The sequence below is a fragment of the Flavivirga sp. 57AJ16 genome (assembly GCF_028736925.1).
In the GTDB taxonomy this organism is placed as follows: domain Bacteria; phylum Bacteroidota; class Bacteroidia; order Flavobacteriales; family Flavobacteriaceae; genus Flavivirga.
Map to the genome: position 1 here is coordinate 178,800 of NZ_JAQZAT010000011.1, position 23,186 is coordinate 201,985.

A 23,186-nucleotide genomic window follows, 5' to 3' on the forward strand; every position below is an offset into this window, starting at 1 on the left:
TAACTGCATGAAAAAAATAATAAACCTCCAAAGCAAAAAAATCGTATTTGGACTTCCGTTACTTATTATTGGGTTGATGGTGTTTATTGTTAAATCACCAATGTTTCAATTAAACCCAGATAAATTGGCCATTGGTGTCACGTTTGATCTATTATTAACGGCACCGTTCATTTACTTTTTGCTCATTAGAAAAACCAATATTCCAAAAACAACAATGATTCCCTTTATAATTTTTGGAATGGTTATTTGTTCGGTGATACTTCCTTCTGAAAATCAACATTACCTCAACCTTTTTAAAATCTGGATACTTCCAATCATAGAATTATCGGTTTTATCATTTGTAATCTATAATGTTAGAAAAGGCATAAAAAGATATAAAGAGAAAAAAACATATGTTTCTGATTTTTTCTCAACCTTAAAAAATACCTGTTACGACATACTCCCAAAACCTGTTGTTATTCCGTTTGTAACGGAAATTGCCGTTTTTTATTATGGCTTTATTTATTGGAAAAAAAGAGAATTAAATGAAAATGAATTCTCATACCATAAAAATAGTGGCACCATAGCGTTGTTAATCGCCATTATATTGATTGTTGCCATAGAAACTGTCGTATTACATATAGTATTAGCTAAATGGAGTCTTATAGCTGCTTGGATCTTAACTTGTTTAAGTATTTATTCTGGAATACAAATTTTTGGTTTTTTAAAATCAATGATTAAAAGACCCATAGCCATAGAGCATAATACACTTTACCTTCGATACGGTATTATGAACGAATCTACTATGGACCTAAAAAATATCGACTCCATAGAGATTTCGTCAAAAGACATTAAGAATAACAAGGAAATTAGAAAATTATCATTTCTCGGAGAACTTGAGAATCATAATGTCATTATCACATTAAAGACAGAACATACCTTAATTGGACTTTATGGGGTTAAAAGAAAATTTAAAGTTTTGGCCTTACACGTTGATGATAAGATTGAATTTAAAAACCGTATTAATAAAGCCTTACTATAGGCATATAAATTAAGTACTACCTGGTCCCAAGGGTACGAAGTATCAAATTTACCTCCCCATAAAAATGGCTTCAATTCTAGATGTATAGCTAACCCTACTTCTAAAAAATGAATCTCATGACGATAAGAAATCTCCAAAAAAAACGGCTCCGAATGAAGAAGAAATAGCTTCTATTAACACCTTTGACCATTTTTTTAGAGCAAACCAAATGGTATAACAGCAAACTTTTGTTATCATACCATTTACACCTTGAATTTACCCAATAAAACACGTCTTTTTGTGCTTTATTTCGTTATAAAAATAAACCAGAACTATAGCTATGCTTGATTTTTACGCCTCATCTATCACAAAAATTCTTCATTTTATTTTTGGGTAAATTCAAAGTATAACTGGTATGACTTTTGTGAATATGATCGCTCGTATCGCAAAAATAAATATCTTTATGTTGCACTTGGCATAAGTATTGGGAAATTAACCTAAAATCCCGCTGAAAAAGCGGGATTAGCCTGCCGGCAGGCAGCTACGGTCTACCCACAAATCATGATCTTCTGTGCTTTCTGTATAGGTTTGCCGTACCAGCCTCGCAGACCGCTTTTTATAGAGCGCTCAGGTCTCTCTGCTAGTTGTTGGGAAAATACCATAGGGCTGTCCCCGACCTTTCGGAAGGGGACCGAGCGTTTAAAAATAGTCCAGTGGACTATTTTAGCGTAGGTGCCAGACTGCGCGAAGGACTAAAAAGCTTCGAGGAACAGGAGCATTGGCGTTGGCCATGGCGGTGGGGGCGACGCGAAGTTTTGGGCCCGGTTCTTCTCTGGCGACAGCATGAGAAGAAATACCTCTCGAAAGGGCGTCTTTTCTTTTGTTACTTTTCTTTGGACGAGCAAAGAAAAGTAAGTAAAAAGGGAAATAAGCTTTTGTTCTTTATATTGAAAAAAGATGTGGGTACACCGTAGCTGCAGGCAGGCAGGCAGGTTCAACTAGCTGTTTTGAATGCATTGCTTCGCAATTTTTCAAAACAGAGATATCAAACCTGAGATCCCGTTGAAAAAGCGGGATTAGTTCAACTAGCTGTTTTGAATGCATTGCTTCGCAATTTTTCAAAACAGAGATATCAAACCTGAGATCCCGCTGAAAAAGCGGGATTAGTTCAACTAGCTGTTTTGAATTCATTGCTTCGCAATTTTTCAAAACAGAGTTTCACTAATAAAAATGCAATAGATTTAAAAAGTATCGTCTTTTTAAACAAAGACCCTCTATAATCGGTTTAATGAATTCGGAATCAGAAAACAGTAAAAAACTTAATGATTTTTTTGGCAGGGAATATAGGGCCCTGAAGGTTTATGTGAACAATAGAATAAGGGATACGGCCAGTCGAAATGCTGAAGACATTATTCAGGATGTGGCCTTAAAATTATTCTCAGGAGCAGATAGATATGCCCCTATCAATAACGTAGCTGGTTTTGTTTATAGATCAATTAGAAATAAAATAATTGATATTATGCGAACAACTAAACCAACAGAACAAATAGAAATCGATAGTGAGCTTTTAGATTTAGCAGAAATGATTCACCAGTCAACAGACGATCAAGTGTCAGAAGAAATGATTCCTCTTTTAAAAAAGAGTATTAAACAACTCAAACCAGGCTATCGGGATATTATTATAGCGGTAGATTTTGAAGGCTATTCATATAAAGAAATTTCTAAAGAAACCGGAATCCCAGAAGGTACGCTCATGTCCAGAAGACATAGAGCTATTGGCATATTATATAAAAAATTAGAATCAGAAATTAACAAACATAAAAATTAACATATCATGAAAAATTTTTTCACCCATAAATTCAGAAAAAAATCCCCATTAGAAATTGCCGGAATGATCATCTTTGGTGTTATTGCCATTACCGGACTGGCCATTTTGTTCGGCTTTGTAATTATGTGGTTGTGGAATTGGCTGATGCCAGAGATTTTTGGACTTACCACACTTAATTATTGGCAAGCCGTAGGGTTATTTATACTCTTAAAATTATTACTTGGAGGCTGCGGTGGCAGCGGCAAATCGTCTAAAGGTTCGAAACGAAAATGTGATGATAATTCCAAAAGTGATTTTTCAAAATGGAAACATTATGACAAATTTTGGGAAGAGGAAGGTGATGAACTTTATAAAAAATACCTCGAACGAAAGACCGATCCGGCCCAAGCAAACGAATCTCAATCTGAATAGCTTTAAATACCACAACCAATAATATTGCATTATGCACCTACTAATATTTGAAACAGACATTAAGTCAAAGAAAAAAGTAAAATCCTTAAAACCGATCCTTAATGAGCATGCTGACATTTTAAAATGGTCAATCGACCTCGAAGATATTGACAATGTGCTTAGAATTGAAGCTACCAATAATATTACAGAAAATGAGATCATTGATATGGTTAAAACTCGTGGCTTTTATATCGAAACATTAACAGATTAAAAAAGCGCCTGAATAAACCAGACGCTTTCCTCCAACAAACCAAAAAAACTCAAAATAAAAATGGTTTGAGCCCCCAAAAATTATTAACAATACTAGTTGTCAAATAACATCCTCTCTGATTCTACATGTCACTTGTTATCCAATCTATCATTATTCAACCATAACCGTTAAGCCAGAGTATCAAAAAATATTAAGAATAAACAAAACGAACACATAGAAACCTTTTCATGACCAACTTTAATTATATTTTATGAATACTTTTTTCCATTAATGGCCCTAGCTCAAAAGTACTTTCCAAAAGTTCCTTTTTCAATCTTTTTGACTCATCAATTTTGCCCGTGGATTTATAAATTTCAGCCACATGGTATAGCACTTCAGGTTCAAACGTTTTTTCATTAACATAAGATTCAACTATTTCCAATGCACGATCTAAATTTCCATTCTTAAAATGAGTCCAGGCCAATAAATCGTAGGATTGCGCTGTTGGTCTGTTCTCAATTTCTTCATTTGCTATCTTTAAAGCCAACGAAGCGCTTTCGTTTTCTTCAGCAAGCAACAACGCATTATACTTGTTATACATATCTCCATAAAGCTTATTTTGCATAGCCAGATCATATAACCTTAATTGTTCGTTTTTTAAATCCAGGTCCTGTTTATATTCAGCTATTTCAGCTTTTAACAAATAGTAATCTGGAGCATTATAATTTTTAGTCACTGCATTTAAAATACGAAGTGCTTCATCTGCATTTTTTTCGTGTGAATAAACAATCCATGCAATACCTTTTTTTGCATAAGCATCGCTGGGGTCTAATTTCAAGGCTTTTAAATAATGAGTATATGATGCCTGAATATTCCCGGCATGCCCATAATAATCTGCTAAATTTGTATAGACCCATTGTTTCGTTGGTGGAACGTTAGAGGATTCGGCAATGACTTTAGCTTGTTCCATATACCTAATAGCGGCATCTAGATTTCCCCGATGATCCGACCATTTTGACAAACGTATGAGGTAATCAAAGTCTGAATCGTCACTAATTTTATCCAAATAACTTTTTGCTAATTGATAACTACCTAGTTCTAAGTACACATCAAACAACATTTTTTGGGTCGCTTTCAAAGCTTCGCCATTAGCTTCCGCTTTTTTTAATAGCTCTAAGGATTCTTTAAATCTATGCTGTGAAATATAATTTCTAGCTAAAGCTCTTAAGTATCCAGATTTATTAAATTTAGTAAGCACATTAGCTTGTTTTAAATTTTCTTCAGCTTTAATTAATGCCTCGATATGACCTGTTCTGCTAAATATTTGAGATTGAGATGCTGCAGCTTTTGCTAAATATGGAAATTGATCTGGTTCTTTTTCTAACTTTTTTTCCCAAAATTTAAAATCTTCCATTGCAAATTGCAACATCTCATTATCCTTTATTTCTAAGTATCCATCATAATCGTCACTACTTGTTATTTTACTTGGCCTATCATGACAGCTTACAATAATTAGTAATGGCATGACCAGTATTAATTGATTTAATAGTTTCATTATTTTGTGTTTTTTGGTTATTGTCTTGTTTAAACCCTGAAATAAGGATACTAAAGCTCCTTATTTCAGAATTAATAATTTTACCAAGGAGAGGCCAAGTAAGGAAATGAGCTTAAAAAAGCTTTATCGTTTTCATCCACATTATCATTAGACAATGTTGGGTTTTCCATAAAATCTTCTCCTCCAAAAATTAATAGTAATTCAACAGTAATAACATCGTCGGCCAAAGCTCGACCAGTTAAAACATTCGTCCCATCGTAAAAAGTTGTTGTTCCATCTAATGATACATTTAAAACATCGGTAGCTAGAAGTCCTGTGAAGTCTGCAGAAGTTTGCCCTAAAGCATTCATGTCCCCTGGGTTTGCAAATGCAGGACTCAAGGCTTCCAAATTTGTTTGAAACATACTTTGATATGTTGCATTTTGGTTTGAAGGTGCAGTAACATTAAACATGTCCTTACTTGCAGCATTCACAAATACTGTATTTACTGCGGGTCTCCCCATCTGATCTTCTTGAGAATATGTTCCAGAAAAATCCAATTGGTTTTCGTCCATTATAGTATCGTCATCATTTGAGCAATTAAATGCCAACAATGAAACGGTAAATGCAACAGTTAATATCTTTATAGTTTTCATAATTTTATCTTTAATAGTTATTTTATTTCCTTTTTGACTCTACCCACGTATTAATGGTTCCAGATCCACCAATCATAGACTTAGGTACTTCTACCACAATAGAAAGTACATTGGTTCCCTGGAAAGTATCACTACCAGGACTATTAAAGCCTGTAGCTGTACCATCAAGAATGGCACTGTACTGTGCAAAATCGAAGAAGAAAGGATCGTCTCGAGGTCCAGCGAAAAAAGTCATACCACCATTAGTAGCAACATTTGCGCTAGAGCCATAAGACGTGATATCTACATAACCTCCAACAGTTGCCGATGTTTCTATAACACTCGTTATACCAACTTGTGAGGGCGCTACCGGACCGAAAAAGTACATTTTACCATCTCTTGGAATGGCTTGAATGACCAGATCTTCAACATTATCGCCTGTATTATCAATGTTAAATTCAATTAAAACATTTTCATCAAACACGGCACTGGCTGTTGCTGACGGACTTAACAATCCCTGAAGGTTCGCTACAAACACCAGGTTATTTGTATTTTCGCCCTGAAAGGCATAAAAATCGGTGATATCGCTATCACCGCCTGTTACTGCAGGTGCATCTATATGATCTGCTGCTAGTATGAAGAAACTAGCTATAGCTACAACTCCAATTCCTAAAACTTTTTTTAAATTTTTCATGTTTTTGAGATTTTAATTATTAGTTATTTTTTGTTCTCACCCATACCTACGAAAAAAGGAAAGTAGCGGTTTTGTTAAAATTATGTTAAAACAAAAGATGCATTTTAACTTTTCCTGGAAGGTCTACCTTTTCTTGGGATGGCTTGAATTACCAGATCTTCTACACTATCGCCCATATTATTAATGTTAAATTCGATTAAACCATTTTCATCAAACACGGCACTGGCTGTTGCTGTTGGGCTTAACAACCCCTGAAGGTTCGTTACAAATACCAGGTTATTTGTGTTTTTGCCCCAAAAGGCATACAAATAGATAATATCGCTATCACTATCTGTTAATGCAGGTGCATATTTATGGTCTACTGCAATTATGAAGAAACCAGCTAAAGTTAAAATTCCAGTTCCTAAAATTTTTTTTGAATTTTTCATGTTTTTGAGATTTTGGTTGTAATATTTTTCGCTCTTATTTTGTATATACGGAAAAAATAAAATAACGGTTTTGTTAAAATAATGTTAAAATAAAAATTTGTAAAATCTCTACGGAAACCCCGACGCAGAGCGTCGAGGAATTCTTTTCGATTAATTACTTAAAACATTACTTTTACATGATATAAAAACAATACTATGAATCCGTCTGCACAGGGTTGGATAAAAAAGCTCCTAAAGGAGATTGAAAAAGAGAAGTCTATCTTTAATTTCAATGAAGAAGCCTTTTATCATGCCCTAAGAAATTGTGGTTTTATATATGGAAGTAATTTAGAGGTAGTTGGAGGTATTATTAATAAAAAAGATCTTACCGAAGATGAGCTTTGTAAAATAAATTTACTTTTAACACTACTGTACACCCATAATAAATCGAAGTCTGAAATCCCTTTTGTTGATAGTATTATAAATTTTTATACCGATATAAATGAGCTTAAAATTTCGTTCTTTCAAGAATTATTGGGTGGAAAAAAATCCAGCGAACAACTTGAAGGAATAATTCACAAGCGCATACAAATAGATGCTAATGTACTGACTAAAAATTTTAATTATTTTATTATAAATGCTTTACTTTTTGTTGATGTACTGGCTTACCGGGAGTTTTTAAAGAACAATACTATTTCGATTGATTATATAAGAAACCTAGAAGCTGCCATAGAAGCTATTTCTTTAGATGTTTTAAATTCCAAAACCCTAAAAAATCAATATGACGAAAGTTTAATAAAGCTCTTTGAATCTTCGCTACGGTTTAAAGATAACGTTCACGTAAACTATAAAAAGGCCATAGAAATTATAAAAACGAAACAAGAAAAATATTATATTTTAGATTTAGCTTGTATGGCCACATGGGGAGATAGAACTATCGATGATAAGGAACAACAATTTTTGATTCAATTGGGTACCGATTTAAATCTTCATACATCTCGTATCAATCAATCTATAAATACCGTTAATCATTTTTACACTGCGAACAAAGACAATATTGCGCTTTTAAGCTCTAAAAATATTGTTCAGAGTTTTTACAACAACTCTAGTAAAATGGTAAATAAATTGATAACAAGAAATAGCAAGCGCTTGTATCAAGAACTTAAGGATAGCAAGGAACTTATGATTTTGTTATCGCAATCTACAGTTCGGGATTTAAATAATGAGGAACAAAAAAAAGTACAAGAACAGCTATTGGATATATTTAAATCCATACCAAGTCTTGCTATCTTTATACTTCCCGGAGGTGCATTATTATTACCTCTGGTCATTAAATTTATTCCAAAATTATTACCTTCTGCTTTTGACGATAATAGGATTGATGATTAACGCCAAATTAACCATGAAACAAAACATCATTAAATTATTTTTAAGATTAGCCATTAGCTCAAGTTTTCTTTCTGCCGTAGCAGATAGACTTGGGCTTTGGCTACAAAAAATATCTGTTTGGGGAAACTGGCAATCTTTTCTAGATTACACACAACTTATTAATCCTTTAATACCAAAATCCATAATTCCTTTTTTAGGATTAACGGCCACCATTCTAGAAATAGTTTTTGCTGTTTGTTTACTAATTGGTTTCAAAACCGAGTTATTTGCAAAATTAAGTGGATCCTTATTATTGCTTTTTGCTTTAGCGATGTGTTTTTCAACCGGAATTAAAGGTGCTTTTGATTATTCTGTATTATCGGCAGCGGCAGCGGCCTTTGCTTTAAGCGCTATGAAAGAAAAACATTATGAAATAGATACTATTTTGAATAAAGTATAGCTAAAGCAAACTTCTGTATCTAGTAAACACCCCATAAAAGGCGAGAATTCTCACCTTTTATGGGGTATTTACTTTTATACGGTTTTATGATTACAAAAAAAAGACGAATTCTATTTTATTTCCGTTAGCTTTACAGGCACTTACGAATCTCTAACTGGAAAAAATGGCATCTTACACTATAAAAGAAATTAACGGTATCTTAAAAGGTGAGCTAATAGGGCATACAACACAATCGATTGATGGACCAGAGCAATTACAAAATGCTGAAATTAACCATATCACTTTTATAGGAAGCGTTAAGTTTGTCAAGTATTGGGCAAACTCAAAAGCTTGTGCAGCTATAGTGAACGATAATTTAAAAGTAGAACCTGGAGACAATCGCGCATTCATTAAAGTAAAAAATGCCGATTTGGCCATGGCTAAAATTTTAGAACTTTATACCCCTCCTGCTCCTGAGTTTGATATCGATATTCATCCTACCTCCGTTATTCATGAAACTGCGAAAATTGGGAAAGGTTGTAAAATTGGTGCCCATTGCTATGTGGGCAAAAATGTAGAACTTGGTCATGGCGTTATTTTATACCCTAATGTTTGTGTTTTTGATGAAACAACCATTGGTAACAATACCATTGTTTGGTCTGGAACGGTTATTCGAGAACGTTCTATTATTGGAAACCATTGTATTTTCCATACCAATGTAAGTATTGGTGCAGATGGCTTTGGGTATCGACCAAGTGATGATGGACAAGGCCTTGTTAAAATACCACAAATTGGCAATGTTATTATTGGTCATTACGTAGAAATTGGGGCTAATTCTTGTGTGGATCGGGCCAAATTTTGCTCAACTATTATTGGGGATGGCTGTAAAATAGACAACTTAGTACAAATAGCACATAATAGTATTATGGGGCGCTCTTGTATTATGGCTGGGCATAGCGGACTTGCTGGTTCTGTAACTTTAGGCGATGGGGTTATTATAGGAGGAAGCGCTTCTATTAAAGATCACACCACGATTGAGTCTGGTGCTACCGTAGGTGCAGGTTCTGGTGTTATGAACAATGTAAAAGCTGGGGAAACCGTTTTAGGGTATCCTGCTCAAGATGCCAGAGATATGTTAAAACAATGGGTCGCCATGCGAAGACTTGTAAAAAAGTAGTTTTTGTTCTGTTAAATATCTATTAGACTTCTAAGTAATTTTATATATTCGAGTGTATATATAATTGGAATGTATACACTGGTAAACGTATCCCTACGTTGGCTGTAATTTGAAAAACAACACCCTAATTAAAGATTTGTACTATAAATAAAATTTGGATAATAGTAACAGCTATTGCAATTTTCTTGATAATTACTTTTATCTATAAGTATGAAAGGTTTTGTAAAAGAATCATTTGGTAAAAAGTGGTTAAGCGTATGGGGAAACAAAGTTTATTTCTGACAAGGTTCAATTTTCGTTAGTACAGCTGGAACAGCTTTGGTAATGTATCTTTTAAAATGGTCAAATATTTTGACCTTTTAGAAATCTAAAAAAATGGTATAACTTTATGTGTAAACCGGTTTTAAAACTGTTTCAGAATCGAGCAAGTTTGCGGATTAAAAAAACCAACTGATAAAAAAATTGGAATCGAATTTTAAGATTTGCTGATGTTTATCTTGAATGAAGACTTGAATAAGTTTTTCTATGGATTTGACTCAAGCAAATTGATAAAAGAAAAATAAAAACTGTTGACAAACAATACTAACCGTTACCTACAAGCTCTGAAAAAGCCAAACACGCAGTCAAGCACATTTCATTTCTTTCGTGCCTCAACAAATAAAAAGAGCTTGCCTTTTCCCAGCGCTCACTCAGAACAAAAATCAGAATTAAATAGGAATTTAACAAAATGTCCGTAAATTTGTCCGTGTACGTAAAAACGTCCGTGAATAATTATGGCAACAATTAATTTTTATTTAGACAAACCTGACAAAAAAGGGTTTGCACCAATTCATCTACGAATAAACTGTAACGGAAGCCAAGTTAAGGTTTCTACAGGACAGAAAATAGAACCGAAAAACTTTAATAAATCTAAACAGAAAGCGATTGGATTGAGTGTGGAATCTCACGAAATCAACCATTATCTAGATTTTCTAAGAGAACGAGCGGACGAGCTTCTGCACCATTCTAACAAAAAAACCTTTGTACAAGACGAAGTTAAAAGCGTATTGAACGAACATATCGAAAACTATAAAGAAAATAGCAATGTAAATATTGTGAAAGAACAGGTTACGCTTTATGGAAAACCTTTTACTTTTGTGGATTTATTTGCTGGAGCAGGTGGTTTTAGTGAGGGCTTTTTACAAGCTCAACATAACAATAAATTCTTTGATTTCGTTGTTGCCAACGATATCAATGAAAATTGCGAATTAACTCACGTTGTTCGTTACAATCATCAATTAGGTCTGGATGCTGAATTTTTAAAACAGGATATTACAGAACCAGACTTTTTAGACAACTTATTAGAAAAAATTGATGGTCAAAAAATAGATGTTGTTTGTGGTGGACCGCCTTGTCAAAGTTTCAGTCTTGCAGGAAAGCGAAAAAAATTTGATAAAAAAGACGACCTTTTTTCTCACTATTTAGAAGTCATTAAGGTTTTACAACCTAAATACTTTGTGATGGAGAATGTAAAAGGCATTTTGACCAAAGAAGGTGGTAAAATAAAAGAACTGATTATTAAGGAAATAAATTCTATCGTTGACACTAAAGAAATTCCATTACTAAATACTTTTATCAAAAAAATCCGGAAAGAATCAAATTCCTTCCTTTTTGATAGTATTGTAAAAAGGGTTGAACTTGAAAAGTTACTTGAAAAAGATAAGGAAACTGGAAAAGCTGATTTCATCAGCTTTGTAGAAAATAGATTTAAAAAACTGACACCAAAAATAGTAGACTACAAAACCAGTAAAACGGACGAAAATATCAATACAATTCGTCACGGTTTTAATCTTTTGTCCCGAACAAAAGAATGGAAAAAATTAAAGCGTGACATTATCAAAGAAAAAGATTTTTGCAATATTGATAGTGATGATTTCGCAAATGCTTTCACAGATTTCTTAACAGAAATAGGCTCTGAAAATATTATTTCAAAAATAGAGAATTCACTTAAAGCCTTAAAAGTTCCAAAAAGCTATAAAAAAGATTGCGAGGATATAATAACTGCGTTAAAAATCTACACAATATCTTTTGATGAATCCATTGAGATTTTAAAATCTCATTGTAACACATCACAAAAAAAGGAATTAGAAACTATTCTTGAAAATATTAGGCTTTACAAAATAGAACAACCATTTGTTGCTAACGCATCAAATTATGGCGTTCCGCAAAATAGAGAGAGAGTACTTTTCATTGGTTGTCGCAAAGACCAAAAGTATATTTCCGAAATTCCTGCAACAGTTTCCGAAGAAGAAAAAGTTACAGTTTTTGAAGCACTATACGATTTAGATTTTATTGGTAATAATCAAGAAGCTCATCGTTATGAAGAAATTGATATTTCTGCTAAATACAACGGAACTGCAAAGAAAATGGCTAAACTTCTCAAAAAAAGAAAAATTGATGGAAAGCCAATTTCCAAAGGCGGAAAATCATTTGCAGAATGGTCAAAAAAAGGTAGATTAATTGAGCGTTTCAAACCACAAACAAAACCATTTTACGTAAGGAATACAGAAGGTTTGGAGAACGGAGAAAAATTTTTCGACATACTCAACAATCACAAAACAAGTAATCAAAACGAAACCGTTATTGAAAGACTTGGAGTGATTTTAAAAAATGGTAATTATAAAGAAGCACAACCAGAGCTTGAGAAATTAAATCTTTCTACAAACAAGAGAAATTACAATGTTTTAAAACCAGACGAGCAAAGTTCTACGATAATGACTATTGCAGATGATTACATTCATTACAATTCGCCAAGGTCATTGACTGTTAGAGAAATGGCACGCTTACAGTCATTTGACGACTCTTTTGTGTTTCAAGGGAAACGATCAACAGGTGGGAATAATAGGAAAACAGAAGTGCCTCAATACACTTTAGTTGGTAATGCTGTTCCACCTTTATTAGCAAGAGCAGTAGCAAATGAAATTTTAAAACATATCAAGTGAGAAAACTTACAGGCTTAGAACAAGAAAAAATTAAATTACTGACCAAAAACCAAGTTTCTCTTACTTTAATTGAACCAACCGAAACCGGACTAAAAAAATCCATAATGGATGCAACTGGTTCTGTCCGAAGTTTTTTAAAAAGTGAAAACATCCACGATTACGAATTACAAAAACAAGGTACAGAAAGCAAAATAATGATTCCCGCAGTTATTTATACTGGTCTTAAGACTATAAAATCACAAGCATCTTTATATAGACCTTCGACTAAGAATGGAGACCCAAGAATTTGGTTTTATAGCTTAACAAAGGTTACAGATCCTAACGATATTATTGCTATTACATATTTTGATAGCCAGTTTCAAGTTTTCAACTTGACAAAATTAGATGTCAGAGAATTGATTAATTCTTCAATTCAAAATCCATTTCAGGATTTAATTAATACAATTAATACAACTGAAAATGAAGTTGCATTTGAACTTTTGGCAATGTTAAGAAAAATTGCAAATGCTGGTCCAATTCCTTCAATGGTAGATGCGGATACTTCTGTTGGTCGAACACTTGAAACAGCTCTTGGAATTGACATTAATTCTTCTAAACAGCCAGATTACAAAGGCATTGAACTTAAATCGTTCAGAAACAGCAGAACAAACCGTAAAAACCTATTTGCACAAGTTCCAGATTGGAAATTAAGCAAATTTAAAAGTTCGGCAGAAATTCTCGATAGTTTTGGTTACGAACGTGAAGATGGTTTTAAGTTGTATTGCACAGTTTCAGCAATTACGAGAAACTCGCAAGGTTTGAATCTAAGAATTGATAGCGATATTAAACAACTGATTGAAAACTCGGACAAACCAGAAGTTGGAGATTTTGTGATTTGGACATTGGACAAGCTTCATAACCGATTAAAATCAAAGCACAGAGAAACCTTTTGGGTAGAAGCTGAAAGTACAAGAATAAATAACAGAGAACACTTTCAATATAAGTTAGTGGAACATACTAAAAAGCCAATTACTTCTCAATTTGACTTGCTAATTGAGCAAGGAATAATAACCCTTGACCATTTAATTAAGCGAAACTTAAAAGGAAAAGTGGTCGAAAAAGGTCCATTATTTAAAATCAAACCGAAAGGAATTGAATTACTGTTTCCGCCGAGTGAAAGTTATAATTTAATAGTATAGCGGAATTGCCAACGCTTAAAGCCATACATATTTCCAGTCGAGCCGTCCACGCGACACCAAAACTGTAAAAAAGTATGTCTTCTCCAACGCTAACAAGTTTGCGGAAAGAAAAGCCTGCCAGATAACAAAGATGCATATAAAAAATAGCGGTTTACGTGCTAACGGGAAACTTTGGTCTGCTACGATTGATGGTGTGTATATCTACGATGACAAATCCTTTACTCCGTTCATCATTAATGAAGGTGAAGCCGGCTTTATGAGCAGCTATCATAATGTGGAAATAATCTTAGAAGACAAAACAGGCAATATTTGGTTTGGGGGACGGGAAAATAAAGGAGTTTTTCGATACGATGGAGAAGCCTTTACCAATTTTTCAGATACCAGTGTCTCAGATCGGAGTGTCTTTCCCGAATGACAAGTAAAAATAGTTGCTAACAAAGAACTGAGTTAAACAACAAGTGTTTTTTAATTAAACAAAGAAGGCCGATCCCCTCTTTCACCAAGCTACCACAATGAAACTATATCTTTTATCAGGCATAACAAACACCTAATTAACTCCAATTGAATTTATAGGGCAATCACCCCGCTACTCCAACCAAGCCTTAAAGTCCCTAACACGTTCGCGAGCTACAATAACTTCTTGTCCACGGTATGAATTTAGTTTTATTTGCAAACGTGAGTTGGTATAGCTTACCATGTCTTTTATGGCATTAATATTTACAAAGAATTTTCGGTTAACACGAAAAAAAGTTTGAGGTTCCAATTCTTTTTCCAGATATTCCAACGTGGTATCTAAAAGATAATTTCTACCCTCGACAGTATATAAATAAGTACCTTTATTTTCACTGTAAAAACACTCGATATCATCAATATTAATAAGTTTTAAATGCTGTCCTACCTTTACCGAAAAGCGCTTTTTATAGTCGCGATCTATTGGATTTACCAACAGTTTTTTTATGTCGTTAAAATCTAAAGTTACAGCCTGCTTTTGCGGTAAGCGTTCTTGATATTTTTTCACTGCCATTGCTAACTCGTCTTCATCAATGGGTTTTAACAAATAATCTATACTATTTAACTTAAAAGCTTGTAGCGCATACTCATCATAAGCTGTGGTGAAAATAACGGCACTTTTAATTTCTATAGATTCAAAAATTTCGAACGACAAGCCATCACTTAATTGAATATCAAGGAAAATTAAATCGGGATGTTTGTTATTTTCAAACCATTGTATCGATTCTTCAACAGAATGCAACATGGTTTGAGCTTCCATATTTAAGATTTTCAACATACGCTGTAACCGTCTTGCAGATGGTTTCTCGTCTTCGATAATGATTACGTCCATTTCTTATATATAAATTATTTTATTATTGTATTAGTTATCAAAGTTTCCAGCATTATTTCTTACTCCCAACGTTTATTCTCCCTATCCAAAAACTCATTGATCTTACGGGTTTCCCATTTTTTACTGAAGAATGCATTTTTACCAAATACGCGCAAAGCATGAAAGCCCAAACCAATGCCCCAAAAAAGAGGCGTAGAAAGTGTTCCAAAGTGCCAAATATAACCCTCTGCATTTACAGCAATAATAATAAAAATAAATAGGTTTATCAGCACATAACACAGTGCATGCCTATAAAACCCTTTTATCTCTTTTATCCTTTTTTGGGCTCGTAAATAAGCGTCTTCTCGTTTATATTCTGCAGATCTATGATTATATGCTTTCTTTTTCATCTTTTTGAATTTAACCCCAACGCATTTTTTCTTCTTCTTCTTCCATAAACTCCTGTATTTTTCTTTCTTCCCATTTGTGACCTAAAATACCATTGCTTACAAATACATGATACGCATGGAAACCCAATCCTATACCCCAACCTACCATTGGAAACCAAAACCATTGGTATCCCCAAAAGGTTTTATAATTAACAAAAGCCAAAAAAGGAACGACTAAACAATAGGCTATTAAATGATAATAAAATTCTTTAATGGCCTCTACCCTTTTACGAGCTCTTAAATATTTACTATTAATTTCTGAATCTGATAATTTTTTCATGATTTTCTATAACTTAATTCCAATGCTTATTGTCTTCTTCTCGCATATACTTTTCGATTTTACGTTTCTCCCAATCTCTACCAAAGGCACCATCATTAACAAAAACCCTAAAAGCTTGAATAGCCAAACCTATGCCCCAACCAAACATGGGAAACCAAAACCATTGAAAATCCCATGTTGTCCGATAGTTTATAAATATTAAAAACGGAATGACCAAACAATATGATATGAGGCTATAATAAAAGCCCTTAAGCTCTTCTACATGGTTACGTGCGCGCACATAACTATCGTCTATTTCTGTTTGTAATGGTGATCTCATAACTATAATTTGTTTTGTAAGCATGGGTATGGCCACTGCAAAGCTATTTGCTTCTTTGTTAATATTTACTTTTCTATTTGTTAATAGGTTATAACGCTGCTTAATATTGTTCAAGCCAACCCCACTGCCCTTTTTTACTATTTGTTTCGGCTGTAAATTATTTTCGACAACCAAATCATCACTATCTTCATAAATCCTTATATGCAAAGGTTTGGTTGATGTTACCATATTGTGCTTCACCGCATTCTCTAAAAGTAGCTGTAACGATAATGGCACGACCTTGCTTTCTGGGTTTGATGCTTTTTCCGGCATATCGAAAACAATGCTATCTTCAAAACGCATTTTGAGTAAAGACATATAGGTCTTTGCAAATTGTAATTCTTCATCTACGGTCACCAACTCTTTATCTTTTTGTTCTAAAACGTAACGATATACTTTAGACAAAGAGGTTGTAAATTTTTGTGCGTTTTCAGGATTTTCATCTATTAAACTGGTTAGAACATTTAAGCTATTGAATAAAAAATGTGGGTCCAATTGATTTTTTAAAGCATCAAATTTGGCACTGGCTGTTCCCGCAATAACCTTTTGTTCTTTTATTCTGTTTTGTTGATACTTGTTATAGTAATAAAAAACATGAAAAATGATAACGATGGTCAATGTTATCCACAATCCAAATTGATAAGGTTTAAATGTTTCATTTTCAATAAACCCATAAAAAGACTCACCATTAAGACTTAATGCTGTGAGTATTCTCAATGCAAACAATCCCATTAATGTAATAATGGCAGCTCCTATAATTCCAGCAAGCGTACGTTTTAGAACTTCTCCTTTTCTCCAATTAAGGCGATTAACGTAGTTGAAAAAATACATATTAGAAAACCCAAGCACAAAAGCATACAACTGGTTAAAAACAAATTCAATTAAAAGATCGTTCATGCTATCTCCCCTAAATCCATCGGACAGGAAATTACTTATCACGAAGATGATGCATCCAATAACAAATACGATAAGGATATTTTTAACTAATTTTGTCATAATATTTTTTAGCGTTACCTAATTTATTTTCCGCAAGATTCTAATATTTTCACTGCGCGTTCTTTTCCCCAATTAGGATGAAATGGTGTTTCTGGCTTAAAGTTAACAAAAAGTTCTATCGCTCTTTCCAAATCATTACAAAATGGTGTGATATCCTGTCCAAAATAACTTGCGCTTCCCATATCCCATTCTGCTTTGCAATAAACAACTCTTGGGTTTTCTGGCGCGATTTGTAGAGCCCTGGTATATAATTCAACGACTTTCCTCGATAAGGTCATCCCATACGTAGCGCCGTCAAAAGCCACCCAGGCAGTATGTAATAACGCTTGTAGTACTAATATTTCCGGGTTATCTTTTGAAATAGCTGTAGCATCATTAATTAAATCTTGTGCTTTTTTTAGTTGTGCTGTTAATTTTTCTTCGTCTTTTTCCCCAAAACTATCAACAATATTAATTTGTGCAGCATAATAAAGCGGTAACCAATTATCTGGTTCGGCTTTTGCAATACGTTCAAATATATTTGATGCTTCAGTTGGGTTATTGCTACTCCAAAGCCCAAAGGCCTTTTGCATGCCCGTTTCGTAATTAGTTTGAGAATGTATAAATCCTGAAACCAATAGTACTGTAATAATGATTAGATGTTTCATGTATTCGTTTTATAGTTTTAATTATAAAGCAAATATCCCATGCTAATCCCTATTTTTAAAAACCGACTTACTGAACTGTTATTTTTTCCAGACGAAATGTTAAACTCTAAAATTAATTTACAATTTAACGCTATAAAAAAGAAGAGGCCGAATTCTAAGTTAAAAACCAAACCATTCAACCTCTTTCTTACATCAACACAAGAACTATTCACTACCTCTAACCTTCATTATACTTGAAGAATATTGGTACAGCATAAGATACTTTTACAGGTTTGCCTCGTTGAGTTCCTGGTTGCATTTTAGGTAATAACCCTATAATTCGCTCTGCTTCTGCTTCTAAAATTTTATCGGGGCCTCTAGATCTTATGCCAGTTATGTGACCTTTAGAATCTATAACGAATATCACAGATACCCGTCCTTGTATCCCCAACTCTAATGCAGCTTCTGGATATTTAAAATTATCCATGACATGTTTTTGCATTTTTTGTTGAAAACAATCTTTCATCTTTTTTTTAGGTTGCCCTTCGCACCCTGGAAAAACAGGTACGTTCTCTATAATAGCAAATGCCACTTGAACTTCTTCTTCTACTTCTTCTACTTCAACATCACTTACTTCTACAATCTCCTGAATAGCTTGTTCCTGTGATGTTTCGGTACTTTCAATAACAGTTTCTTCAACTTCCACCATATCTTCTACTATTTGAATAGACTGTTGAACAGCTACTGGTGGTGGCGGTGGTGGCGGTGCATTCACATTAACAATAGGAATTTCCTCTTCAAACTCACTTTCCACATCTAAAAGGTCTATGATAACATCCTCCCTTTCATAAGTTTTATATTCTAAAACCTGCCAGGAAAAGAGTAACATTAAATTAAGACCTATAGCAAAATAGATACTACTGTTTCTATTTATTTCTAATTCTGGATTTTTTTTAGCTTCCATGACCCTAATATTTATTGATAACCAAGTACCATTAATTACTAGTCTAAAACTATTGCATAATCAGTTAAACAACTATGATATTTATCATATTACTAAATATGCTTTGTATTCTTTTATAGTACTCTAAGATGAAGCGATCTGAATATAAATTTTATTAAAACTTTACTAAATCGCTTTCCCTTTAAACATTTTTGAGCTCGAAGTCGTCCAGTTTAAAATAATTTATTATTTTTACAGACCGAACAGTCGGTTTATTATATATTTATGAGCGATAAAAAAAATAAAGTCATTGAAGTAGCCACCAAATTATTTGCCGAAAAAGGGTTTGAAAATACATCAATGACCACTATCTGTCTGGAAGCTAATGTGTCTAAAGGACTAGTATATCACCATTTTAAATCGAAAGAAGCCATTTTGATAGAGATCTTTACAAATGTTACTAATAAAATGATTGAAATGAACGCACAACTAAAGCCTTCCCAAGAACCAAAACTTCAATTAGTACAATTAATTGAGACCATTTTTTGTCAACTTGAACAGGACAGGACCTTTTTTCAACTCAACTTAAATATTATGTTTCAACCAACTACCAGACAGATATTAAAAGAACAAATAGAAAAAAGAGCCTCTCTTTTATTTAACGCTGTAAAAAATATTTTTGACCAAATTTCACTAAAAAAAAGCACCGTGCTAAGTTACATGTTCATTGCAGAGATTGACGGTATTTCGCTAAACTATCTTTCTGTATTTAATGCATATCCCTTGGATATGGTTAAAGAAGAACTTATTAATAAATACAAACATTTTTGAATTAATTAAAATTGACAATGATTAGAAAATATAACGAAAAAGAAATCCCAGCCCTTATTCAAATATGGGAGCTTTCCTCAAAATTAGCACACCCCTTTCTAGATAGTGCATTTACTCAAATGGTAAAAAAGGCAATGGCAGAAACATATCTACCAAATTCCAATACCTGGGTCTATGAAGCATCGAATACTATCGTCGGGTTTATATCCATGATAGAAAACGAAATTGGTGGGTTATTTGTACATCCAAATCATCACTCTAAAGGTATTGGAACAGAACTGGTAAAACATATTAATCAATTTCACAAGCAATTGGAAGTTGAAGTCTTTAATGAAAATAAAATTGGAAAACCATTTTATGAAAAGCACGGGTTTAAGGTTTTTAAAGAATATATTCAAGAAGGGACCAATCAAAAAGTGCTACGAATGAAAAAACTATAAGCTACCATAAAGTATTAACAGGAACCTTATACATTAAAACAAGATACTTTAATATGCTTCAAATAGTTTTTTAATATTAGTTCTCTAACCCTATTTGCTTAGATAAAAGATTTATTATCTTAGTACGCATATAAGCGATATAACCGTATTCATACGGATATCCATACGTTGTAAGCAACTCTAGGGCGATAGTCAGCAAAAAAAAGTAATTAACAAGAATGGGGCAGACAGTAAAAAAACTAATTGAACAAAAGAACGTAGACGGATTGCGACAATTACTTACCGACAATCCAAATCTCGCAAACGAAGGCATTACTATTCCCTACGATTTTTTTTGCAGGACGAAAGCACATCCTTTGCATCGCATTTGTGATGCAGTGTTTGCCCGCAAAATGAGTGACGCAGAAGCGATAACCCTTGCCAAAGTATTTTTAGAGTTCGGGGCGGACATTAACGGATATAATGACGGCTCGCCACTTTTAGCCGCAGCAAGTCTTCACGCAGAACAACTTGGTATTTTCTACATTGACAACGGAGCAGATATCAACATCACCGATGAGAACGACAAAGCTTCCGCACTGCATTGGGCAGCCTTTTGCGGACGGGACAAATTAGTGGACAAACTCATCAAATCAAACGCTATTTTTGACGAGCCGGAAAAAACATATCAAAGCACACCGCTTGGTTGGGCGATACATTGCTTATCTTCTAATGACGAAGGCAATAGACACAATCAGTTAGCTTGTATCAAACAGCTCATTCAAGCAGGTGCGGACATTAAAAAATTGAGTACTGAAGCGAAAGAAAATTTACATTCATTTGCAGACAATGACCCTGAGTTAAAAAATATTTTGACATAAATTGATGTTTGACCAAGAAGAGTATGTTACTAGTCGAGTAGCCCGACGCAATGAATAATCATTGCGTTGAGGCTCTCACACCACCCCCGCATCAAGTGCGGGGGGTCTCGTATACGGCGGTTCGTAAATCATCACGCCAAGGCTCTTTTCACCCTTGGCACTTTCTTCTAGTTTAGGCATAGGCTACCTCTAATGCTCCTATGCGAGTTTTAAAGAGAATTACGTTCAGTCCTTCATCGCTTGTGAGACCTCTGATTTTGCTATCTGCTCATTTCCTGCAACTACTATGACCTCTGCTGATTGAAAATGACGTCTTTAGCGTTACTTCTCCAATAAACCAACTCGTGGTTATGGAGACCTCCCCTGATAATGGCATCTTCTTTATTCACACATTCTTATTTTATATTATGGAGTTCATGATAACGCTTCGCTAAATTCACTCGATTCCTGCCGTATCTACATAATTTCCTTTTTTTTGTTCGTTGGGCGTTACAATGATGTGCTTGCTTACCCAAGTAAATATGTCTCTGTATACGGTTCCTGCTTGGCCTGTCCTGAGCTTGACTCAGGGTCTGTACCGAGTTTTGTAGTCTCGCTTCCTTCTGATAAAACCTCACGGTTTTCTCCCTTGCGACTTACTAACGGTTCAAGGCGTTACCCCTGCCCGTAAGGGACTTGCTCCCTCTTGATTAATTATTTATCTTTCGATAAATTAAAGATGCCCATGCTGGGCACACACATTGTATAAAAATAATAGCCGAAACACTAGTAATTTCAAGGATTGTAGCCGCTTCAACTTACGTGTAAATTGATAGGAAAGTGCCACGCAATCGGCTACTATTCTTATACTTAACGTTAGCACCAATTAAAACCTAGTGATAACAACAAATTCCGAGAATGCCGTATAAATGTCGTTGATAAGTCACTATAAAATGAGAACATAAAGAATATTTTTACGGCATAAAATTAAACAGAATTAATAATGACTGAAATCGGAAAAAGAATAAAAGAAATACGATTGAAAAAAGGGTTATCTCAAGAGGAATTGGCTGAATCTTCTAAAGTAAACCTAAGAACAATTCAACGAATTGAAAATAATGAAACCAAACCAAGGGAAAAAACTCTTCAATTAATTTTTAATGCATTAGAAATAGAAATAATTGAGCGAGAAAAAAAGATAATTGATAAATATTTAATTTGGTCATCTTTTTTAACATTTTTGATAGTTCTATGCTCTTTACTTCCTTGGATTAAATTATTTAAATTCTACCAAAATGGAGAAAATATTTACAGAAATTATACAGGCTGGAATGGAGAATTAATAACTTTTGGCTATTACTTTCCTCATTGGCTAATTAGCTTATGTGTTATCTCTATTGGGTTAATCGTTGTAAGCCATTCTTTAGAGCTTATTAAAAATAAAAAAAGATACATTACGATACAGTTTGTATTATTGATTTGGTTTTTAATAGATTTATTAAGCGAGAGCTCTATAACAATATTTGATTTAAGACCTAGTTTATTTATTACAATAATAGCTGTGATTTTATTAATTTTCGCATACAGAAAAAAAGAAAGAAAAACTGGTGCTAGTCGAGTAGCCCGACGCAATGAATAATCATTGCGTTGAGGCTCTCACACCACCCCCGCATCAAGTGCGGGGGGTCTCGTATTCGGCGGTTCGTAAATCATCACGCCAAAGCTCTTTTCACCCTTGGCACTATCTTCTAGTTTAAGTATAGGCTACAACTAGTGCTCCTATTCGAATTTTGAAGAGAATTACGTTCTGTCCTTCGTCGCTTGTGAGGCCTCTGATTTTGCTATCTGCTCATTTCCTGCAACTACTATGACCTCTGCTGATTGAAAATGACGTCTTTAGCGTTACTTCTCCAATAAACCAACTCGTGGTTATGGAGACCTCCCTGGTAATGGCATCTTCTTTATTCACACATTCTTATTTTATATTATGGAGTTCATGATAACGCTTCGCTAAATTCACTCGATTCCTGCCGTATCTACATAATTACCTTTTTTTTGTTCGTTGGGCGTTACAATGATGTGCTTGCTTACCCAAGTAAATATGTCTCTGTATACGGTTCCTGCTTGGCCTGTCCTGAGCTTGACTCAGGGTCTGTACCGAGTTTTGTAGTCTCGCTTCCTTCTGATAAAACCTCACGGTTTTCTCCCTTGCGACTTACTAA

At 34.0% G+C, this 23,186-nt stretch carries 24 protein-coding genes; 14 read left to right on the plus strand and 10 right to left on the minus strand.

Annotated features, from left to right (window positions below):
• Positions 1–7: 7 nt before the first annotated feature.
• From PQO00_RS13750 to PQO00_RS13765, 4 genes are all read left to right on the plus strand, one after another.
• The gene (locus tag PQO00_RS13750) at positions 8–1,021 is read left to right on the plus strand and encodes a hypothetical protein (protein ID WP_274185421.1); all 1,014 of its coding nucleotides are present in this window, start codon (positions 8–10) and stop codon (positions 1,019–1,021) included.
• A 1,267-nt stretch (positions 1,022–2,288) separates the two neighbouring features.
• A complete protein-coding gene (locus tag PQO00_RS13755; RefSeq protein ID WP_274185422.1) occupies positions 2,289–2,828 on the plus strand; it encodes an RNA polymerase sigma factor in 540 nt (179 codons plus the stop codon).
• 6 nt (positions 2,829–2,834) lie between these two features.
• A complete protein-coding gene (locus PQO00_RS13760) occupies positions 2,835–3,239 on the plus strand; it encodes a hypothetical protein (RefSeq protein WP_274185423.1) in 405 nt (134 codons plus the stop codon).
• A gap of 31 nt (positions 3,240–3,270) precedes the next feature.
• Positions 3,271–3,489 carry a hypothetical protein gene (locus PQO00_RS13765; RefSeq protein WP_274185424.1) on the plus strand — a complete coding sequence of 73 codons (219 nt, stop codon included), beginning with the start codon at positions 3,271–3,273 and terminating at the stop codon, positions 3,487–3,489.
• 241 nt (positions 3,490–3,730) lie between these two features.
• Here PQO00_RS13765 and PQO00_RS13770 read toward each other — a convergent pair whose 3' ends face one another.
• The 4 genes from PQO00_RS13770 to PQO00_RS13785 all read right to left on the minus strand — a co-directional run bounded on the left by PQO00_RS13770 (position 3,731) and on the right by PQO00_RS13785 (position 6,759).
• On the minus strand, positions 3,731–5,023 hold the full coding sequence (locus tag PQO00_RS13770) for a cell surface protein (protein WP_274185425.1): 1,293 nt from the start codon (positions 5,021–5,023) through the stop codon (positions 3,731–3,733).
• Between the two features lie 80 nt (positions 5,024–5,103).
• A complete protein-coding gene (locus PQO00_RS13775) occupies positions 5,104–5,658 on the minus strand; it encodes a DUF4331 family protein (protein ID WP_274185426.1) in 555 nt (184 codons plus the stop codon).
• A 22-nt stretch (positions 5,659–5,680) separates the two neighbouring features.
• Entirely contained in the window at positions 5,681–6,331 is a 651-nt protein-coding gene (locus PQO00_RS13780) for a DUF4331 family protein (protein WP_274185427.1), read from the minus strand.
• Positions 6,332–6,435: 104 nt separating this feature from the next.
• Positions 6,436–6,759, minus strand: a complete 324-nt coding sequence (locus PQO00_RS13785; RefSeq protein WP_274185428.1) for a hypothetical protein — start codon at positions 6,757–6,759, stop codon at positions 6,436–6,438.
• Positions 6,760–6,954: 195 nt separating this feature from the next.
• On the opposite strand from PQO00_RS13785, the gene PQO00_RS13790 reads away from it, so the two are divergent.
• The 6 genes from PQO00_RS13790 to PQO00_RS13815 all read left to right on the plus strand — a co-directional run bounded on the left by PQO00_RS13790 (position 6,955) and on the right by PQO00_RS13815 (position 14,296).
• Entirely contained in the window at positions 6,955–8,127 is a 1,173-nt protein-coding gene (locus tag PQO00_RS13790) for an LETM1-related biofilm-associated protein (RefSeq protein ID WP_274185429.1), read from the plus strand.
• A gap of 13 nt (positions 8,128–8,140) precedes the next feature.
• Positions 8,141–8,566, plus strand: coding sequence for a DoxX family protein (locus PQO00_RS13795; protein ID WP_274185430.1), 426 nt, complete (start codon positions 8,141–8,143; stop codon positions 8,564–8,566).
• Between the two features lie 163 nt (positions 8,567–8,729).
• Positions 8,730–9,722 (plus strand): UDP-3-O-(3-hydroxymyristoyl)glucosamine N-acyltransferase, encoded by a 993-nt coding sequence (gene lpxD, locus PQO00_RS13800; protein ID WP_274185431.1) that lies wholly within the window; start codon positions 8,730–8,732, stop codon positions 9,720–9,722.
• Positions 9,723–10,495: 773 nt separating this feature from the next.
• The gene (locus PQO00_RS13805) at positions 10,496–12,703 is read left to right on the plus strand and encodes a DNA cytosine methyltransferase (protein ID WP_274185432.1); all 2,208 of its coding nucleotides are present in this window, start codon (positions 10,496–10,498) and stop codon (positions 12,701–12,703) included.
• The gene (locus PQO00_RS13810) at positions 12,700–13,881 is read left to right on the plus strand and encodes an MvaI/BcnI restriction endonuclease family protein (RefSeq protein ID WP_274185433.1); all 1,182 of its coding nucleotides are present in this window, start codon (positions 12,700–12,702) and stop codon (positions 13,879–13,881) included. The genes PQO00_RS13805 and PQO00_RS13810 overlap by 4 nt, the downstream gene beginning before the upstream one ends.
• A gap of 130 nt (positions 13,882–14,011) precedes the next feature.
• On the plus strand, positions 14,012–14,296 hold the full coding sequence (locus PQO00_RS13815; protein WP_274185434.1) for a two-component regulator propeller domain-containing protein: 285 nt from the start codon (positions 14,012–14,014) through the stop codon (positions 14,294–14,296).
• Positions 14,297–14,467: 171 nt separating this feature from the next.
• On the opposite strand, the gene PQO00_RS13820 is transcribed toward PQO00_RS13815, so the two are convergent.
• The 6 genes from PQO00_RS13820 to PQO00_RS13845 form a co-directional block, all read right to left on the minus strand.
• Complete coding sequence (locus PQO00_RS13820; RefSeq protein WP_274185435.1) at positions 14,468–15,223, minus strand: LytTR family DNA-binding domain-containing protein; 756 nt, start codon at positions 15,221–15,223, stop codon at positions 14,468–14,470.
• 59 nt (positions 15,224–15,282) lie between these two features.
• A complete protein-coding gene (locus PQO00_RS13825; protein WP_274185436.1) occupies positions 15,283–15,612 on the minus strand; it encodes a 2TM domain-containing protein in 330 nt (109 codons plus the stop codon).
• A gap of 10 nt (positions 15,613–15,622) precedes the next feature.
• Complete coding sequence (locus tag PQO00_RS13830) at positions 15,623–15,931, minus strand: 2TM domain-containing protein (protein WP_274185437.1); 309 nt, start codon at positions 15,929–15,931, stop codon at positions 15,623–15,625.
• Between the two features lie 13 nt (positions 15,932–15,944).
• Positions 15,945–17,285, minus strand: a complete 1,341-nt coding sequence (locus tag PQO00_RS13835; protein ID WP_274185438.1) for a 2TM domain-containing protein — start codon at positions 17,283–17,285, stop codon at positions 15,945–15,947.
• A 23-nt stretch (positions 17,286–17,308) separates the two neighbouring features.
• Positions 17,309–17,932, minus strand: a complete 624-nt coding sequence (locus PQO00_RS13840) for a M48 family metallopeptidase (protein ID WP_274185439.1) — start codon at positions 17,930–17,932, stop codon at positions 17,309–17,311.
• Positions 17,933–18,149: 217 nt separating this feature from the next.
• Positions 18,150–18,875, minus strand: a complete 726-nt coding sequence (locus tag PQO00_RS13845) for an energy transducer TonB (RefSeq protein ID WP_274185440.1) — start codon at positions 18,873–18,875, stop codon at positions 18,150–18,152.
• Positions 18,876–19,139: 264 nt separating this feature from the next.
• Here PQO00_RS13845 and PQO00_RS13850 point away from each other — a divergent pair, with 264 nt between their 5' ends.
• The 4 genes from PQO00_RS13850 to PQO00_RS13865 all read left to right on the plus strand — a co-directional run bounded on the left by PQO00_RS13850 (position 19,140) and on the right by PQO00_RS13865 (position 22,603).
• Complete coding sequence (locus tag PQO00_RS13850) at positions 19,140–19,685, plus strand: TetR/AcrR family transcriptional regulator (protein WP_274185441.1); 546 nt, start codon at positions 19,140–19,142, stop codon at positions 19,683–19,685.
• Between the two features lie 17 nt (positions 19,686–19,702).
• A complete protein-coding gene (locus PQO00_RS13855) occupies positions 19,703–20,125 on the plus strand; it encodes a GNAT family N-acetyltransferase (RefSeq protein ID WP_274185442.1) in 423 nt (140 codons plus the stop codon).
• Positions 20,126–20,343: 218 nt separating this feature from the next.
• On the plus strand, positions 20,344–20,985 hold the full coding sequence (locus PQO00_RS13860) for an ankyrin repeat domain-containing protein (RefSeq protein ID WP_274185443.1): 642 nt from the start codon (positions 20,344–20,346) through the stop codon (positions 20,983–20,985).
• Positions 20,986–21,967: 982 nt separating this feature from the next.
• On the plus strand, positions 21,968–22,603 hold the full coding sequence (locus PQO00_RS13865) for a helix-turn-helix domain-containing protein (protein WP_274185444.1): 636 nt from the start codon (positions 21,968–21,970) through the stop codon (positions 22,601–22,603).
• Positions 22,604–23,186: the final 583 nt, after the last annotated feature.

Coding starts and splice junctions, on each gene's coding strand:
- PQO00_RS13795 (WP_274185430.1), top strand. CDS start 8,141: ATGAAACAAAACATCATTAAATTATTTTTAAGATTAGCCATTAGCTCA.
- PQO00_RS13770 (WP_274185425.1), bottom strand. CDS start 5,023: ATGAAACTATTAAATCAATTAATACTGGTCATGCCATTACTAATTATT.
- PQO00_RS13820 (WP_274185435.1), bottom strand. CDS start 15,223: ATGGACGTAATCATTATCGAAGACGAGAAACCATCTGCAAGACGGTTA.
- PQO00_RS13805 (WP_274185432.1), top strand. CDS start 10,496: ATGGCAACAATTAATTTTTATTTAGACAAACCTGACAAAAAAGGGTTT.
- PQO00_RS13835 (WP_274185438.1), bottom strand. CDS start 17,285: ATGACAAAATTAGTTAAAAATATCCTTATCGTATTTGTTATTGGATGC.
- PQO00_RS13830 (WP_274185437.1), bottom strand. CDS start 15,931: ATGAAAAAATTATCAGATTCAGAAATTAATAGTAAATATTTAAGAGCT.
- PQO00_RS13825 (WP_274185436.1), bottom strand. CDS start 15,612: ATGAAAAAGAAAGCATATAATCATAGATCTGCAGAATATAAACGAGAA.
- PQO00_RS13755 (WP_274185422.1), top strand. CDS start 2,289: ATGAATTCGGAATCAGAAAACAGTAAAAAACTTAATGATTTTTTTGGC.
- PQO00_RS13775 (WP_274185426.1), bottom strand. CDS start 5,658: ATGAAAACTATAAAGATATTAACTGTTGCATTTACCGTTTCATTGTTG.
- PQO00_RS13860 (WP_274185443.1), top strand. CDS start 20,344: ATGGGGCAGACAGTAAAAAAACTAATTGAACAAAAGAACGTAGACGGA.
- PQO00_RS13760 (WP_274185423.1), top strand. CDS start 2,835: ATGAAAAATTTTTTCACCCATAAATTCAGAAAAAAATCCCCATTAGAA.
- PQO00_RS13750 (WP_274185421.1), top strand. CDS start 8: ATGAAAAAAATAATAAACCTCCAAAGCAAAAAAATCGTATTTGGACTT.
- lpxD (WP_274185431.1), top strand. CDS start 8,730: ATGGCATCTTACACTATAAAAGAAATTAACGGTATCTTAAAAGGTGAG.
- PQO00_RS13865 (WP_274185444.1), top strand. CDS start 21,968: ATGACTGAAATCGGAAAAAGAATAAAAGAAATACGATTGAAAAAAGGG.
- PQO00_RS13845 (WP_274185440.1), bottom strand. CDS start 18,875: ATGGAAGCTAAAAAAAATCCAGAATTAGAAATAAATAGAAACAGTAGT.
- PQO00_RS13780 (WP_274185427.1), bottom strand. CDS start 6,331: ATGAAAAATTTAAAAAAAGTTTTAGGAATTGGAGTTGTAGCTATAGCT.
- PQO00_RS13815 (WP_274185434.1), top strand. CDS start 14,012: ATGCATATAAAAAATAGCGGTTTACGTGCTAACGGGAAACTTTGGTCT.
- PQO00_RS13790 (WP_274185429.1), top strand. CDS start 6,955: ATGAATCCGTCTGCACAGGGTTGGATAAAAAAGCTCCTAAAGGAGATT.
- PQO00_RS13840 (WP_274185439.1), bottom strand. CDS start 17,932: ATGAAACATCTAATCATTATTACAGTACTATTGGTTTCAGGATTTATA.
- PQO00_RS13855 (WP_274185442.1), top strand. CDS start 19,703: ATGATTAGAAAATATAACGAAAAAGAAATCCCAGCCCTTATTCAAATA.
- PQO00_RS13765 (WP_274185424.1), top strand. CDS start 3,271: ATGCACCTACTAATATTTGAAACAGACATTAAGTCAAAGAAAAAAGTA.
- PQO00_RS13850 (WP_274185441.1), top strand. CDS start 19,140: ATGAGCGATAAAAAAAATAAAGTCATTGAAGTAGCCACCAAATTATTT.
- PQO00_RS13785 (WP_274185428.1), bottom strand. CDS start 6,759: ATGAAAAATTCAAAAAAAATTTTAGGAACTGGAATTTTAACTTTAGCT.